Origin of the sequence: Blautia sp. LMAG:89, assembly GCF_008679485.1 — a bacterium.
Classification (GTDB): domain Bacteria; phylum Bacillota; class Clostridia; order Lachnospirales; family Lachnospiraceae; genus Blautia_A; species Blautia_A fusiformis.
This window is the reverse complement of record NZ_NANC01000012.1, coordinates 315,134-332,029: the sequence shown is the minus strand read 5'-3', so window position 1 is coordinate 332,029 and position 16,896 is coordinate 315,134. Positions and strand designations below refer to the sequence as shown.

Here is a 16,896-nt window from a genome sequence, read left to right as displayed (position 1 = left end):
TTTAAAAAGACTAACTCATAACAGGAGGACTTATAAATGAAAAAAAAGCAGCTTTTTGCAGTCCTGCTTGCAGGTTCCATGACTGTTGGAATGGCACCTGCCGCAGCGTTTGCCGCTGAGGATACCGGTGCGGTAACAGAGGCAGAAGCACCGACTGCAGACGAGAATACAGAAACACCAGATGATGGAGCAGCTGTGGATGACCAGTCACAGAGTGAAGCCGACGCTCAGGCAGCAGCAGAAGCCCAGGCAGCAGCTCAGGCCCAGGCGGAAGCAGAAGCTCAGGCAGCAGCCCAGGCCCAGGCGGAAGCAGAGGCCCAGGCAGAAGCAGAGGCACAAGCAGCAGCTCAGGCCCAGGCGGAAGAGGCGCAGCAGGAGCAGACGGAAACATCTGCAGAATCAGCAAATGTCGTTGTAAAAACAGCAGAAGATCTTAAGAATGCGATTAATGGGGCTCCGGATTTTACAGGTTCTATTGATGATACGAAAGAGAATCTTTATGATTCTTCTTATAAGATCCTGCTCGGTGAATCTTTTGCTCTTACAGAGCCGATTACGGTTCCTGAGAATAAGAATATTGCAATTTTCAGTGTGCAGGGAAGTGAAACCACAGTCAGCCGTGGAACAGTAACTGGTGATATGTTTAAAGTAAGTCCTGGTAGTATTTTGTCCATGACTAAGAATGATGGAGATGGCACTACAACAATTGGTAAACTTCTTATCGATGGAGCCAAAGCTGATGGAACACAGGCAGAAGGTTCTATTATTTCTGTAGATGCAAATGCAAAATTTGTAATGACTACAGGTGTTACTCTTGCTAATAATTCATCCACATCAGCCGGTGCGGCAATAAAGAACAGTGGTAAGCTTATCATTACCGGTGGAGAGATCAAAGATAATGTATCTACAGGTGGAGCTGTTTACAGCACAGGTACGATTTCCCTGGAACAAGGAACGAATGCTGCAGCAGACGAACCGAAGATCATCGAGAACTATACAAGCGGAGATAAGAGCGTAAAATCCAATATCGTATTAGGACAGCAGGATCAGAGTGCTGGAAGTATCATCATTGCCGGCGCATTTGAGAATCAGAATATTGGATATTCCGTAGAGAATCCGGTAGTTGACTATACAGTTTTCCAGAAACCTGAATCTTTAGCTGCGGATGCATTTGAAAAAGCAGTTAATGCGATGAGCTATGAAGGCGACCAGAGCTATGGAATAAATACAGCTACAGGTCAGCTTGTTTCTAACAAACCAACGGTTACTATTGATAGTGCTACAAGTGAAGAAGCAAATACTGTTTCTGTAACCTTCACATCTGATAAAGCAGGTACATATTTCTATAAATATGTTGCAAAAGGTGCGGAAGCTCCGACTATCGAGAAAGCTATAGAAGGTGGAACGGTTAAGGCAGGAGAAACCACTTCCCTGAAACTTACCAATGTCACAGACAAGACTATTGACCTTTATATATGGGTAAAAGAAAGTGAAAGTGGTAACAACATTGTTGGTGAAGGTGTAAAGAAGGAGATTGCAGTAACCCAGGCACAGAATCCAGACAATCCGAAACCGGTAGCACCAAAGGTTACTAAAATCAGCGCAAAGAGAAAAACTGCAACAACTGCAGAAGTAGTTCTTCAGTCCGATAAGAGTGGTACATGCTATTATAAATGGGTGGCAAAGGGAGAGGATAAACCTTCCATTAGCACAACTAAAGACAGCAAGATTGAGATCACTGAAAACAAAGATTTTAAGATTGATCTGAAAAATCTGAAAGGTGATGCGATTGATCTCTATGTACAGGTAGTAGCGAAAGATGGATCAGAGTCAGCAGTAACAAAGATTGCAACTGTTACTTTGAAAGAAACAGCGAAAACACCTGCGAAGATTTCCAACGTAAGCTCCAAATGGGAAGGTCATACATCTGCTACTGTAACTATGCGTTCTGATAAAGCAGGTGTGTACTATTATGAATGGGTAAAACGTGGTTCCAAAGCTCCGTCAGCTGATAAAATGAGCAAGGGAAAAAATGTTTCTGCAAATAAGGATTTCACGATCAGTTTGAAAGATTTGGATGCAAACAATGCAATTGATGTTTATGTGAGCATCAAAGGAACTGATGGAACTGTAAGTACACCAAAGAAGATTGCATTGGATGAAGCTAAGCGTCCGGCAAATGTCAGATGGGTTAGCTTTTCATGGATTAACCATACATCTGCGAGTGTTACTCTTATTTCTAATAAGAGCGGTACCTGTTATTATGAATGGGTTTCTCGTAACAGTGATGGTAAGTCTGACGCTCCGAAAGATCTTACATCTACCGGAAAACAGATAACGTTTACTGCTGATAAGAAATTTAATATCGGTCTTGAGGATTTAGATCCTGACAACCCAATTGATCTTTATTTCAAGATCAAAGATAAGAATGGTGTTTTGACGAAGAATTTGAAAATACAATTTAATGAAGATTCCAGACCGAAAGCTGCAGATCCAACCCCGACTAACACTCCGAATGCATACATCCCGGATGTAAAAGAGAGCATAGTACAGGGACTGGATGAGGCAATTCAGTTCTATCCGAATCAGTTCTATGAATTTACTGTGATCGGTGCAGGAACAACCAATCAGGATCCAAATGAGGGTGATGTGAAGTGGGTTCCGGTTTACTGGAGTACAGCTGCAAACCCAACCCAAAGCCAGATGCATACAGCATGGAAGATTGGTTCCGCCAAGGGAATCAACAAAGACGCTACATACAACCTGTATGTATTCTTCCAGAAATACATCTACACCGGTGGTCAGTGGCAGCAGACAGATACTATTGAATCTGCGGTATATCAGTTTAAATCTGCAAAACTGACACCTACCGGAACTCCGGGAGCAGATGGTTCATATGGCGGCGGTCAGACAGGCTCTAATCCGGACGCAACAATAACAGGAGAGGCATCCGCAACATCCTCCAATGGAGGCAACGGAACTAGATCTAAGAATGCAGTATCAACAGCCGATAACTCACCGATCGGAACCATGTCCGCACTGGCAGTGGCATCCCTTCTTGCAGGTGGATATGTGATCGTGAGAAGAAGAAAAAAGGACATCTAAACGCACAATAGCCAAAATAGCATAACAAATAAAAAAATCACCGGTTTTCCGAAAGAACAGGAAAGCCGGTGTTTTTTTGTAAAGATAAATTTACAGATTTTTTTTCTTATAGATAAACCAGGAAGCTGCAATGCTGAATGCAATGAGATAGACTGTCAGGATCAGGACACTGAGGTAATTGACTCCACCGCCGGAAGCAATGGTACGGATCAGATGACTGGTCTGTGACAGTGGAAGAGCAGCTACAAAATTCCCAAGAAAGCCCGGGATCTTCTCTGTAGAGAAGAAGGTGTTGCACAAAAAAGCCATTGGCATAATGATATAGTTGGAAAAACGAGGTACATCCGCATGGTTTTTGGCAAGGAAAGAAACCACAACACCGATGGCTGAAAATACAGCACCGTTGAGGAACATCACCAGCAATGACCATCCGTTGAACACAAGACCGGTTCCGATCGGCATGGTCAGAAGAAGGATGATCCCTCCTGCATAAAGCCCGCGGAGACTGCCTCCGATGATCTGTCCGGCAATAAACTGCCACAGAGGTGTCGGAGATATCATAACCTGGTCAAAGGCTTTCTCGTAAAGACGCTGCACATTCAGATTCTGTGCGATAGCATTAAAGCTTCCGTTCATTGTAGTCAGTGAAACCACACCCGGGATCAGGAAATTCAGATAAGGCTCTCCGTGTGAGGAGGTCTGGATCCCCATTCCAAAAACGATCAGATACATCAGCGGCGCGATCATGGCCGCCAGCGTGATCTTATAGAAATCCCTTCGGAACTCCACCCATTTTTCCCATAAAATAGTAAGTATTCCCATGATAATTCATCGTCCATTCTGTTAAATTATAAGATAACTGTGGCTGACGCCGGCTTATCGCTGCATCAGATGCCTGCCTGCGCGCTCCACAAAAACATCCTCCAGAGTTGTCTCCCGAAGGGTGCACTGTCCGTCCAGAGAGGACAGAAAAGAGATGGCCTCTTCCCGACTGTGGAAGTAGTGGCTTTTTGCCCCTTCCGGTGTTTCCTGATCTACGGTGTATTTGCCCAGGCCGTCGATCAGGCCCGATGGAGTATTGATCTCCTCCAGCTTTCCGTGATCCATAAGTGCTACCCGGTTGCAGAGAGACTGTGCCTCTTCCATATAGTGGGTTGTCAGAAGAATGGTCAGATTTTTTCCGTTCAGCTGACGGAGAAGATTCCACATCTGTCGTCTGGATAGCGCGTCCATGCCTGCAGTGGGCTCGTCCAGAAGAAGGATCTCCGGACTTGTGAGAAGTGCCCGGCATACCATAAGCTTTCGTTTCATACCACCGGAAAGCTTCCTTACAGTCCGCTTGCGGAAGGGAAGAAGTCCACAGAAATCCAGAAGCTCTTCAGTTTTCCGTTTGATCTCTTTTCGTGGCATGAAATAAAGACGGCCCTGATATTCCATGATCTCGTCCATGTTCATATCCTGGCGCATGGAATATTCCTGCGTGATCACGCTGATCTTGCGCTTCAGATCCGGTCGGTTGCGTCCAAGTGTCTGCCCGTCAATGAGGATTTCGCCCTCTGTGGGCAGAAGCAGAGTGGAAAGCAGACTGATCGTGGTAGTCTTTCCGGCACCGTTGGGTCCCAGCAGACCGAAAAATTCGCCGGTTTCTATGCGAAGATCCAGAGAATCCACAGCAGTAAAACTGTCGAATTTTTTTGTGAGATTTTTTGTTTCGATCATCTCTGTTCATTTCCTTTCGTTTGTATGCAAATTTCACTCTATTATACTGGAAAAGAAGAGACATTTCAACAATTCTGAGATGTTCTTTACAGAAAAGCAAAAAGGCGCAGCGGTAGATGATGGAAAATTTTATGGAAACGCTGCAGTCCCTGCCGGAGCAGGTCGAGATTTTTGACGAGGGAGCATGGTACGCACTCTGCGATTACATCACGGTCTACAGTAAAGATGATGTTCGGGTGACATTCCAGAACGGAACGGAAATCAAGGTGTGAAAAACATAAGAGATTAAGAACGCGCTCCGCAGAAAAATGTGGAGTGCTTTTTCAGGCCTTGTTTTTGAAAGGTTAGGAAAAATAAAAAGGTATCTGTAAAAATAAAATTGTATCAAAGACAGCGAGAAGATAGAACCTTTCCTCTGACCAGAAAACTGCGAAATGTAGTTATCAGTGAATATCTGGGGTGTATTTGCTGCAAAGCAGCAAATACAGACACCTGCTTCCGGGATTACTTTTTCCCGGAAGCAGGTGTTTTTTGGAAGTGTGAATCATACATATTTCGGAATTCTGTGGGAGTGCACAGGTTTAATTGTTTGAACATCCGTAAAAAGGCGGACAGGCTGGAAAAGCCTGATTGTACTGCCACTTCGGTAACAGCAAGCTCCGGATCCAGCAAAAGAGATTTTGCGTATTCAATTCTTTTCTGGTTCAGAAATTTGTAGAAGGAGGAATTAGTATATTGTTTAAAAAGGCGGGCAAAGTGATATTTGCTGAACCCTGCCAGACTGGCAACCTCCTCCAGAGTAAGGTTTTCAGAAAAGTGGTTGCTGATATAATCGGTGATAAACAGAAATTTCTCCATATATTCTTTCTGATGGTGAATATCACGGTCTCCGTCCTGCTGATGAAAAGCTTTGTGATTTCTGCCAATATACACAAGGATTTCCAGGAATTTTGCAATGATGGAAATTTCAGAATAGGTGGTAAAATTCATATATTCATCCTTGATTTCCAGCATAAGACGGTGGATGTGTTCATAGACCTGTGGATATTCTTCCTTGGTGACCAGAATGGCAGGACTGAGGAGTGGTGTGATCAGATCTAGCTCTTTTAGCTTGATGTGGTTCAGGCCGGGCTGAAAAATAATCCTTTCTCCTGTATCCGGAGCAAAGAGCTCGTGAAGCATACAGGGACATATAACAAGAATTTCTCCTTCTTTGATAAGATAATCGTTATGACCGCAGACAACCCGGTAGTCGTTAATAACAGGCATGATCACTTCGAATGAGGGATGCCAGTGAGGCGGATAGTTTTCGGCTTCCTCATTGTAATAAAGACAGATCTGGGTATCTGCTTTGTAATCAACGGTTTCATGAATTCCCTGTAAATTTCGGATCATATGGACTCCTTTCACACCTAATTACTGCTTTTGATAGCAAATGTTGCTTTTTGATGTTTGTGTATATAATGTATCAAAAACATGTGTAAATGGCAATATATAACATTGGAAAAATTGAAATAATAAAAACATATGTCAAAATACACAAAAAAGAATATAAAAATCTATTAAAATTGACATATTGAAGAAAATAGTAGCAGATAAATAGCAAGAATTGATAGCAACATGACAAGAATTATGGAGCCAATCACAGGCCATTCTGATATAGTAGAACCATCAAGAAACGAGGTAATGAATCAAAAGGAGGATTAAAAAAATGAACAAGAAGAGATTACTTTCAGTATTACTTTCAGCAGCTATGGTAGCGGGAACCATGGCAGTAGCAGTGCCTGTATATGCAGATGACACAGAGGAAATCAAATGGATGTTCTGGGATGACCTGGAAGCTACAGAGGATCTGGTTTCCAAAGGATACAAAGATGTTATTGATCGCTTCAATACAGAATATGAAGGGAAATACCATGTAACACCGATCACAACAAATCTGGAAGAATATGACGGAAAATTAAATGCCCTGATCGCAGCAGGACAGACACCGGATGTATACATTTGTAACCCGGGACCCAACATGGATGTATATGTAAATGCAGGAGCAGCAGCAGACCTGACAGATATTCTTGAGAATCAGGAAAAAGACTGGTACGCAACATTTACAGATGGAATCTTTGACAGACTGACTTATGATGGAAAGATTATGGCAGTTCCTACAAACTTCGCAGCTGCCTGTGTATACTATAACACAGAGCTTTTTGAGAAGGCCGGAGTAGAAGTTCCGACTACCTATGATGAACTGATCGATGTATGTAAGAAACTGCAGGATGCTGGTATTACACCAATCTCCTGTTCCGCAGGAACTTCATGGTGCCTGTCAATGATCGCAGGTTATCTTTGTGACCGTTCAGGTGTAGATCTTCAGGCAATCGCAGATCATAAAGCAAACTGGACAGACGATAACTGTATTGCTGCAGGTGAGAAATTAAAAGAGTTATCTCAGTATTTCCAGGAAACAGCAGCTGGTGACTCCAATGATCAGGCTACAGCAAACTTCTACAATGGAGATGCAGCAATGCTGGTACAGGGATCATGGGCTATGGCTCAGATCAATGGCAATAATCCTGATTTCCAGAGCAAATGCGGTGTATTCCAGTTCCCTGGAATCGACGGAGCGAATGATCCGAACCGTATGATCGTTAAAACAGACAACTTAATGATGAGCTCTACAACAGAGCATCAGGATGCAGCAATTGCGCTGATGAAGATGTTTACAGATGAAGAAGCACAGAAATATACAGCAGAAATAGGAGGAAAATTCCCGGTCATCAAAGATCTTGACATTGACTATGACAAAGCTCCTGCACAGCTGAAATATGTTCAGGATATTATGGACAAAGCAACTGGTACTTTTGGATTCTACAATGAATCTCTGGCATCTGTAGAAGCAGGTGACTGCTTCGACAATGCAATGGTTGATATATTCCTTGGAAACCAGACTCCGGAAGAAGCCTTCCAGACAGTACAGGATTTCTATGAAGAAAACGTCTGGAAATAATTGTGGATAGATAGTACAGAATTTACATGGCTGCTGCGGAAGAAAAAAGTTCCGTAGCAGTTTTTAAATGGAGGCAATTATGGATAAAATTTTACGTAATAAGAAGGCTATTTTCATATTTATCGCACCGGCACTGATCATGTTTGTCCTGGTACTGGTTATCCCTATGGTGCAGATGGTTTATTATTCTTTATGCGATTATGCGGCATTGACACCGCCCAAATTTACCGGACTTGCAAACTATAAAAATCTATTTTTTAAAGATTCTACATTTAAAATTGCGTTAAAGAACTCTATTTTCTTTATGATCTTTTCTGCTATCACTCAGCAGGTGATCGGCCTTGGTCTTGCAGTTATGCTTACCAATATTAAGAAAGGCAGAAACCTTTTCAAAAATATTTATTATCTTCCATCCGTTCTTTCCTCAGCAGCCTTAGGTCTTTTATGGGCATTTATGTTTAACCCAAAGATCGGTATCAATAATCTGCTGGCACAGTTCGGAATCAAAGGCCCTCTTTGGCTGATGGATTCCAAAGGTTTTATTGTACTTCCCATGTGGGTGATTGCGTTTGTTGCCTTATGGCAGTATGTTGGACAGAATATGATGCTTTATATGGCTCAGATCACAGGAATTTCCAGAGACATATATGAAGCTTCTTATATAGACGGCGCATCAAAGACACAGTCATTCCGTTACATTACACTTCCGTTGATTAAACCAATGATGGTAACTTCACTTTCATTGAACTGTATCGGTTCTCTTAAATTCTTTGACCTTGTGTATAACATGACTCAGGGTGGACCAAACCACAGAACCGAGGTGCTTGCGACAGAACTTTATGCGGAAGGTTTTAACTATTTTAAATATGGTTATGCCAGTGCGATTTCTGTAGTCTTACTGGTTATGTGTCTGATCGTAACATTATTGGTTAAAAAAGTAATTAAAGTTGAAACTTACGAGGGCTAGGAGGTAACAGAGATGCAGACAAAAAAATCAAGAAAACCGGTAAAGCCTGTTACAGTAATTCTTTATATATTTCTTATTGCACTTGCTGTGATTTATGTGGCTCCGCTGTTATGGATGTTATGTGTTTCATTAAAAGATAATGCAGGCGTAATGGCAGCTCCATTTGCCCTGCCGGAAGTATTTCACTGGGAAAATTACCAGCAGGCATGGACAATGGGTAAGCTTGGAATTGCACTTGTAAACTCAGTACTGGTCTGTGGGATCACACTTGTAGTCAGTCTGTTTTTTGGAGCAATGGCAGCATTTGCCATTGCAAGAATGCATTGGAAATTATCAGAAGCAGCACACACATTTTTCCTGATCGGAATGATGGTTCCGGTACATTGTATCCTGATTCCGCTGTTCGTACGTTTTGCAGGGCTGGGATTGACTAACTCAAGAGTAGGTCTGATGATCCCGTATATTACCTTTTCCCTTCCGATGACTATTTTCCTTCTGACAGGATTTTTCAAATCTATGCCTGGAGAATTATTTGAGGCAGCAGCCATTGACGGATGTGGAATTTATGGATGCTTTTTCAGAATCGCACTTCCCCTTTGCAGAACAGGATTCTTTGTTTCAGGTCTTATGACATTCGTAGGTAACTGGAATGAGCTGCTGATGGCTATGGTATTTGTCTCAGATCCGGCAAAGAAAACACTGCCTGTAACACTTACATATTTCGTAGGACCATATGCCACAAACTATGTACAGATGTTCGCAGCAATTATTATCGCAATCGCACCTACCGTTATTGTATACTGCCTGTTCAGTAATCAGATTGTAGAAGGTCTGACTACAGGTGCTGTAAAAGGATGATGTATGAAAGGAATGTGTAAAAGGAGGCTTGTATGAACAGAGACGAGGCAAGAAAGAAAGCACAGGAACTGGTATCCAAAATGACACTGGAAGAAAAAGCCAGTCAGTTAAGATATGATGCGCCGGCTATAAAGAGACTTGGTGTCCCTGCTTATAATTGGTGGAATGAAGGACTTCACGGGGTAGCCAGGGCAGGACAGGCAACTGTATTTCCGCAGGCAATTGGCATGGCTGCCACATTTGACAGAGATTGCGTAGCTGAAATGGCAGATATTGTAGCAACAGAAGGACGTGCAAAATACAATGCATATTCCAGTGAAGAAGACAGAGATATTTATAAAGGACTGACATTCTGGTCCCCCAATGTAAATATTTTCCGTGATCCGAGATGGGGCAGAGGCCATGAAACTTACGGGGAAGATCCGTATCTTACCAAAGAGCTTGGAGTAGCTTTTGTAAAAGCTCTTCAGGGTAATGGAGAAACTATGAAAGCTGCGGCATGTGCAAAGCATTTTGCAGTGCATTCCGGACCGGAAGCGATCAGACATGAGTTTGATGCAAAGGCATCTGCAAAAGATATGGAAGAAACGTATCTGCCTGCATTTGAAAGCCTGGTAGAGGAGGCTGATGTAGAGGCAGTTATGGGAGCATATAACCGCACAAATGGAGAACCCTGCTGTGGAAGCCCTGCTCTGCAGAAAAAACTGAGAGATGACTGGAAGTTCCAGGGACATTTTGTATCAGACTGCTGGGCGATTAGAGATTTCCATGAACATCATATGGTGACTAATACGGCTTATGAGTCTGCAGCACTTGCCATTAATAATGGCTGCGATCTGAACTGTGGAAATACATATCTTCATATTATGAAAGCATATGAAAAGGGGCTTGTCACAGAGGAAAGGATTACAGAATCAGCAGTAAGACTTTTTACTACCAGATATCTTCTTGGGCTATTTGATGGCAGTGAATATGATGATATTTCCTATAGGGAAGTAGAATCAGCAGAACATCTGGCAGCAGCAGAGAAAGCAGCAGCGAAGAGTTTTGTACTTTTGAAGAATAATGGAATTCTTCCATTAAAAAAAGAGGATATCAAAACAATCGGAATTGTGGGACCTAATGCAGACAGCAGAAAGGCTTTGATTGGAAATTATCATGGAACTGCATCCAGATATATTACAATCCAGGAGGGAATCCAGGATTATGTAGGTGAGGATGTGAGAATTCTTAGTTCTGTAGGAAGCGAGTTGTTTAGAGACAGAACAGAACCTCTGGCATTCAGCAGAGATCGTCTTGCGGAAGCTAAGATCGTTGCAGAAAACAGTGATGTGGTGATTCTTTGTGTAGGTCTGGATGAGACACTGGAGGGTGAAGAAGGAGATACCGGAAACAGCTATGCATCCGGAGATAAAGAGAGCCTGAAGCTTCCTCAGTCCCAGATTGATTTAATGGAAGCAATGGCTGGTTCCGGAAAACCGGTGGTTCTTTGTCTGATGGCAGGAAGTGATATTGATATGAGCTATGCAGCAGAGAAATTTGATGCAGTTATGGTTCTGTGGTATCCGGGAAGTCAGGGCGGAAAAGCGGCAGCAAAAATTCTGTTTGGGGAAAACTCCCCATCCGGCAAACTTCCGGTTACCTTTTACGAGAGCCTTGAAGAACTTCCGGAATTTACAGATTATTCCATGAAAGGCAGAACCTATCGTTATATGGAAGGAAAAGCACAGTTCCCCTTTGGATATGGACTTACCTACAGCAATGTAAAAGTAGAAAATGCAGAGGTAAGACAGTGCGGACGGAAGATAACAGTAGAGGCAGAAGTATATAATAAGGGTAATGCAGATACTGAGGAAGTTGTTCAGGTTTATGTAAAAAATCTTGACAGTAAAAATGCAATTCCAAATCCTGCACTGGGAGGATTCCAGAGAATTTTTATAAAAGCAGGAGAACGCAGAAAAGTTATGGTTCCTGTCTGGGAAAAGGCATTTACAGTGGTAGATGAAAATGGAGAACGCATAGAGGATGGCAGGAAATATGAGATTTTTGCAGGCTGTAGCCAACCAGATGAAAGAAGTATAGAGCTTACCGGAACAGAACCTGTAAAGATAATCTGGGAGAAAGAAGACTGAGCTTATGAAATTTGACTTGTTTTATCCGCAGTGGAAAGACCGGGCAGTTACATTCAGCTATGATGATGGCCAGATTTTTGATAGAAGACTGGTTGATATTTTTAATAAATATAATCTGAAAGCAACATTTCATCTGAACTCAGGGACTTTGGATACAGAAGGATTTATAAAAACACAAGAACTGAAAAGCTTATATCAGGGACATGAAATTGCCTGTCATGGTGTTGCACATGAGTATCCCACACATCTTTCGCAGGAAAGACTGGTTCAGGAATTTTATCAGGACAGATGCAGTCTGGAGAGAGAAACGGGAAGGATTATCAGAGGATGTTCTTATGCATTTGGAGAATATGACGAAAGGGTCATCAATACCCTGAAGAATCTTGGGTTTGCATACAGCAGGACTGTGGAGTCTACAGAAAATTTCCGCATTCCGGAGGATTTTATGAGGTGGACTCCGTCCTGTCATCACAATGATGCATTCAGGGGAATTGCAGAAAAGTTTTTGCACAAACCAGATTATCAGAAGCTTCCTCTTCTCTATGTATGGGGACACAGCTTTGAGTTTGAACGGGAACAGACATGGGAGCAAATGGAAAGCTTCTGCAGAAAGATTTCAAACCATGAAAATGTGTGGTATACCACTAATATGGATTATGTGAATTATATGAATGCAGCCAGAAATCTGATATTCAATGCAGAATGTACCTCTGTAGAAAATTTATCAAAAATAAAAATATATTGTAAAATAAATGGAGAGTGCCAGATCTTATAATCTGGCATTCACTGATATAGGGTTTGCTGAAAAGCATATAAGAGAGTCTACAGATTTCATATTTGATTTACGGGAGGAAATGATCAATGATAACTTGTAAAAATCCGATTTTAAGTGGCTTTTATCCGGATCCGTCCATATGCAGGGTGGGAGAGTGGTTTTATCTGGTTACATCTACTTTTGCATATTTTCCGGGAATTCCTGTATTTCGCAGCAGAAATCTGGCACAATGGGAGCAGATCGGCAATATATTGACACGGGAGAGCCAGATGCCCTTACAGGACTGTGAACATAATGAGGGGATTTATGCTCCTACACTTCGGTGGCATAAGGGAACTTTTTATCTGATTACTACCAATGTATCTGGCGGCGGAAATTTTATAGTAACTGCAAAAAATCCCCAGGGTCCATGGTCAGAATCTCATTTTTTGGAAAATGCCAGGGGAATTGACCCGAGCTTATTCTTTGATGAGGATGGAACCTGTTATTATATCGGGCAGAGAGAAAATTCCCGTGGCGGCAGGTACAATGGTGATTGCGAAATATGGATACAGAAGCTGGATTTGCAGACTTTCAGGCTAGAAGGGGAGGCGCATCCTGTTTTATATGGATTCCAGAGAAATGCAATCTGGCCGGAGGGTCCTCATCTTTATAAAAGAAATGGTTATTACTATATTTTTCATGCAGAAGGTGGAACAGAGGAGCATCACAGTGAAATGGTGGCCAGGAGTAAAAATATTTTTGGCCCCTATGAATATGCAGGGACAAATCCGATCCTGACACACAGACATTTGGGAAAAAATGCGGAGATTACCTGTGTAGGACATTGCGATCTGACTGAGGATGAACAGGGAAACTGGTTTATGGTTGTTCTGGGCTGCAGACCTGTGGACGGAAAGACATTTCTGGGAAGAGAGACTTTTCTGGCAAAGGTAGAGTGGGAGGATGACTGGCCGGTGGTAAACCCGGGAGTAGGAATGCTGGAAAAGGAAATCTGTCTTCCTGGTGAGAAGGATAACTCTATGCCCGGAGAACTGAATGAAGTCAGAAATTACAGTTTCAAAAATATGACAGATAAAAAGCTTTCACCGGATTTTATGATGCTCAGAAATCCCCAGCCGAATGCTTATACAATAGATGAACAGGAAGAATGTTTAGAACTTCCTGCAAAAGCTGTGGCAATTGGGGATAATGGGAGTCCTTCGTATGTTGCGGTGAGACAAAAGCACCATAGATTTCAGGCAGAGACGGAGTTTTTGTTAAAAGCAGGAGAAAAGGGTGACAGAGCCGGAATTGCCTATCTTCAGAATTCTCAGAATTATCTTCTGGCAGAATATGGAGAAGTGGGGGCAGACGGCTATATCTATGTCACAGTATGTATCAATGGAACAGAGAAGATACTTGCAGAAAAGAAAACAGAGAAAAGAGGTATGCAGACCCTGAGATTGAGCGTAGACCAAAGCTTGGCACAGGTATGGCTGATTCGGCCTGAGACAGAAGAAAAATCACAATGTATAATCAGGGATGTGGATATCAGCCATATGTGTACAGAAGCGGCAGGCGGTTTTACCGGCTGTACAGTGGGAATGTATGTACACTCTGAACAGAAACAGAGTACAGGCTGTGCGCAGTTTTGCAGATTTACGGTAAAGTAACAATCATTCTGATGATTCCGGCAATTGGTTGTTCTGCCTTTGCGTTTGTGTTAAGATCCCGTCTTTGACAGTTGTAAGGTGACAAAACGGCTACAAACCCAGTAAATATGGGGGTTGTGGCCGTTTTTCTTTTTGCAGCGATATGTACTATATTATCCTTGCTTTGATTTTATCTGTTTTGTATTCTTGATGAGGGTCCGCATATCTGCTTTAGTAATGAATTCATGATCCGTTCTAAAATCAAATATTTTATGTAAGGCATCGGTTAGTTCGGTTCTTGTATAAGAGGGGATATATCCGCTCGCTGTGTTCAGCAGAGCCATTTGCATAGAGCGTAATGTTTCCAATATCTGGTCTGCTGTATAAAGATTCCCAAGTTTCTTTTCCAGTAGACGGTAGAGTAAAAGGCTGATATAACAAGTCATGAAATGGGCTTTTATCCGATCTTCTCTTCTGATATAGATTGGTCTTGCTTCGAATTCTGTCTTCATGATCCGGAAGTTTTCTTCGATTTCCCAACGTTGTTTATTGATCCTTATGATCTATGAAACATCACCTTCCAGGTTTGTGATAACTGCATAAAACCCATCATACATTTCTTCTTTCTGGATCTGTTCTTCATCAAGATCATAAGTTTCTTGGATCAACTGTCAAACTCCCGAGACATTTCAACAACTCAGAGATGTTCTTTACAGAAAAGGAGGGTTGTGCTATAGTGATACGAAGGAAAAATAAAAAACGGAGAGAAAACCATGAAACACAGGATGAGAACAATAATGCTGCTTCTTCTGACTATGTTGCTGCTATGCCCGATACAGGTTCTGGCTGCAGGTGGAGAGAACGCAGTGAAGACAGATCTGGAGGACGGAGAATATTCCATACAGGTGGAGCTGGAAGGCGGAAGCGGAAAGGCCAGCGTTTCTTCCCCCACATTGATGCTGGTAAAGGATGGGAAGATGTATGCACGGCTCCAGTGGAGCAGCTCCAACTATGATTATATGATCGTAGATGGGGAAAAATATCTCAATGAGAGCGAGGAAGGCAGAAATTCTGTTTTTACTGTCCCGGTAACTGTCCTGGATGATAAGATGGAAGTGATTGCAGATACACTGGCCATGGGTGCTCCTCATGAGATCGATTATACACTGACCTTTTATGAGGCTTCCATTGGCTCCAAGGGCCAGCTTCCTCAGGAGGCAGCGAAAAGAGTGGTTGCAGTTGCGCTGGTGATCATCATCGGCGGCGGTATCCTGAATTATTTTGTAAACAAAAGGAATCGGTGTTAAACCGGTTCTTTTTTTATGCTCTTTCGCATAATATACATAATAATGAACATGTATAAAGACGGAAGGAAGGGAACATCATGGATACAGTACAGGATAAAACCTACGAAGCAATTTATTATTCACTGTGGGAGGCAGCCAGGCGTTACAGCAGCTTTACGCAGTTTCGGGTGATCGGAAAAAGCCACGATGACCGGATGATCCCTATGCTGGAGATCGGACAGGGAGATGCCTGTATTTTCTGTGTGGCCGGTTTTTCCGGAACGGATGGACAGATGACGGACAGGCTTACCAGGATGGCACTGGAGCTTTGCAGAATATATGAATGCAACTGGACCGTGGACGAGCTTTATGAGGTAAAAAAGCTCCTGGATCAGACCAGGCTTTGCATCATACCGGTGGTCAATCCGGATGGATATGAGATCTGCCGGAAGGGCTACAATACTGTGCGAAATCCCATTTTCCGTCAGATGCTGAAAATGCAGGATGTTCCCTGTGATGAATTCGAGGGAAATGCAAGAGGAATGGATACTGCACGGAATTTTCCTACTACCTTCTGCAGCAGAAAAAAGATCCATCAGCAGCCTGCCAGTGAAAATGAGACACGTGCACTGATCCGGATCTTTCAGGAATACGGAGGACGTGGCCTGCTGGTTTTCTGCGGATATGGAAAAAAGGTGGTTTATTATCGGCGGGATCAGAATTTTTCCACTGGTCAGAGATGCTACCGTCTTGCACGCCACCTGAAAAAATGTACCAGGGGAAAGCTGGAGCAGCTTGCAATAGAACGAGAAGCGCAGAACGGGCGAAGGAGCACAGGCAGGCCGGAACAGTATTACGGAGAAATGATCCGCCAGCCGGCTTTCCGGATTGAATTGCCGGTAAATTCCGGAAATAAAGAAGAGGAAGAACGGGAAATCCGTGATCTGATGCTGCTTCCATTGGAATATATTTACTCTCTGGTACAGCTGTAAAAAAATCTGGCGTTGCACGGATGCAGGGTCTGTCAGCTTATGAAATATAGGGTGGCAGACATACCCACATACCCGCTGAGAAACCAGTGTCGAATCCTGTCGGACGAATTTGATTGACTTCCGGATCTGTGGACCCTATAATAATATCATCTGAAACAAATCTTTTTTAACAAATGTCGCAGGAATCCTTCACCTCTGTAAGTAATGAGAGGAACTGCACATCTGAGCATATCTGCTCGAATAATTTCCATTCAGTATTTTTGCTGTATTATTATTTTGATCATGCTTGTCCTCACTTCAAAATCTGTGCGTTTAAGTGATGGGAGCATGTTGTGAATTTCCATATTGACTGCTATACAGGGAGGACTTTTTTATGGCTCAATTTATGTGGGGCAGGTCTCCGCCGGAATTTTCCTGATATCCG

General features: G+C 42.7%; 13 protein-coding genes and 1 pseudogene. 10 read left to right on the top strand and 4 right to left on the bottom strand.

What is annotated here, in order from left to right:
• The first annotated feature begins 36 nt into the window (after positions 1-36).
• Positions 37-3,105 carry a hypothetical protein gene (locus CCC70_RS14745; protein WP_278603544.1) on the top strand — a complete coding sequence of 1,023 codons (3,069 nt, stop codon included), beginning with the start codon at positions 37-39 and terminating at the stop codon, positions 3,103-3,105.
• Positions 3,106-3,195: 90 nt separating this feature from the next.
• On the opposite strand, the gene CCC70_RS14740 is transcribed toward CCC70_RS14745, so the two are convergent.
• Entirely contained in the window at positions 3,196-3,927 is a 732-nt protein-coding gene (locus tag CCC70_RS14740) for an ABC transporter permease (RefSeq protein ID WP_021650531.1), read from the bottom strand.
• A 54-nt stretch (positions 3,928-3,981) separates the two neighbouring features.
• Positions 3,982-4,824, bottom strand: coding sequence for an ABC transporter ATP-binding protein (locus CCC70_RS14735; RefSeq protein ID WP_021650530.1), 843 nt, complete (start codon positions 4,822-4,824; stop codon positions 3,982-3,984).
• Between the two features lie 116 nt (positions 4,825-4,940).
• On the opposite strand from CCC70_RS14735, the gene CCC70_RS14730 reads away from it, so the two are divergent.
• Positions 4,941-5,096 (top strand): hypothetical protein, encoded by a 156-nt coding sequence (locus CCC70_RS14730; RefSeq protein WP_173722276.1) that lies wholly within the window; start codon positions 4,941-4,943, stop codon positions 5,094-5,096.
• A 232-nt stretch (positions 5,097-5,328) separates the two neighbouring features.
• Here CCC70_RS14730 and CCC70_RS14725 read toward each other — a convergent pair whose 3' ends face one another.
• A complete protein-coding gene (locus CCC70_RS14725; RefSeq protein WP_118513450.1) occupies positions 5,329-6,219 on the bottom strand; it encodes a helix-turn-helix transcriptional regulator in 891 nt (296 codons plus the stop codon).
• 316 nt (positions 6,220-6,535) lie between these two features.
• Between CCC70_RS14725 and CCC70_RS14720 the strand changes: the two genes are divergently transcribed.
• From CCC70_RS14720 to CCC70_RS14695, 6 genes are all read left to right on the top strand, one after another.
• Positions 6,536-7,828: an ABC transporter substrate-binding protein gene (locus tag CCC70_RS14720; RefSeq protein WP_119240731.1), complete on the top strand. Its 1,293-nt coding sequence runs from the start codon at positions 6,536-6,538 to the stop codon at positions 7,826-7,828.
• A gap of 79 nt (positions 7,829-7,907) precedes the next feature.
• The gene (locus CCC70_RS14715; protein WP_119240730.1) at positions 7,908-8,795 is read left to right on the top strand and encodes a carbohydrate ABC transporter permease; all 888 of its coding nucleotides are present in this window, start codon (positions 7,908-7,910) and stop codon (positions 8,793-8,795) included.
• A 12-nt stretch (positions 8,796-8,807) separates the two neighbouring features.
• Positions 8,808-9,653: a carbohydrate ABC transporter permease gene (locus tag CCC70_RS14710; protein WP_119240729.1), complete on the top strand. Its 846-nt coding sequence runs from the start codon at positions 8,808-8,810 to the stop codon at positions 9,651-9,653.
• Positions 9,654-9,685: 32 nt separating this feature from the next.
• Positions 9,686-11,785: a glycoside hydrolase family 3 C-terminal domain-containing protein gene (locus CCC70_RS14705; RefSeq protein ID WP_287085162.1), complete on the top strand. Its 2,100-nt coding sequence runs from the start codon at positions 9,686-9,688 to the stop codon at positions 11,783-11,785.
• A 4-nt stretch (positions 11,786-11,789) separates the two neighbouring features.
• Positions 11,790-12,560 carry a polysaccharide deacetylase family protein gene (locus CCC70_RS14700; RefSeq protein ID WP_287085161.1) on the top strand — a complete coding sequence of 257 codons (771 nt, stop codon included), beginning with the start codon at positions 11,790-11,792 and terminating at the stop codon, positions 12,558-12,560.
• A gap of 86 nt (positions 12,561-12,646) precedes the next feature.
• Complete coding sequence (locus CCC70_RS14695) at positions 12,647-14,215, top strand: glycoside hydrolase family 43 protein (protein ID WP_270389793.1); 1,569 nt, start codon at positions 12,647-12,649, stop codon at positions 14,213-14,215.
• Positions 14,216-14,367: 152 nt separating this feature from the next.
• Here the strand turns inward: CCC70_RS14695 and CCC70_RS14690 are convergent.
• Positions 14,368-14,847: pseudogene (locus tag CCC70_RS14690) on the bottom strand (IS1634 family transposase); the annotation flags it as partial.
• A gap of 120 nt (positions 14,848-14,967) precedes the next feature.
• Between CCC70_RS14690 and CCC70_RS14685 the strand changes: the two are divergent.
• Together CCC70_RS14685 and CCC70_RS14680 are read left to right on the top strand one after the other, a co-directional pair.
• The gene (locus tag CCC70_RS14685; protein WP_287085160.1) at positions 14,968-15,501 is read left to right on the top strand and encodes a hypothetical protein; all 534 of its coding nucleotides are present in this window, start codon (positions 14,968-14,970) and stop codon (positions 15,499-15,501) included.
• Positions 15,502-15,578: 77 nt separating this feature from the next.
• Positions 15,579-16,472, top strand: a complete 894-nt coding sequence (locus CCC70_RS14680; RefSeq protein WP_015524854.1) for a M14 family zinc carboxypeptidase — start codon at positions 15,579-15,581, stop codon at positions 16,470-16,472.
• The last annotated feature ends 424 nt before the right edge of the window (positions 16,473-16,896 follow it).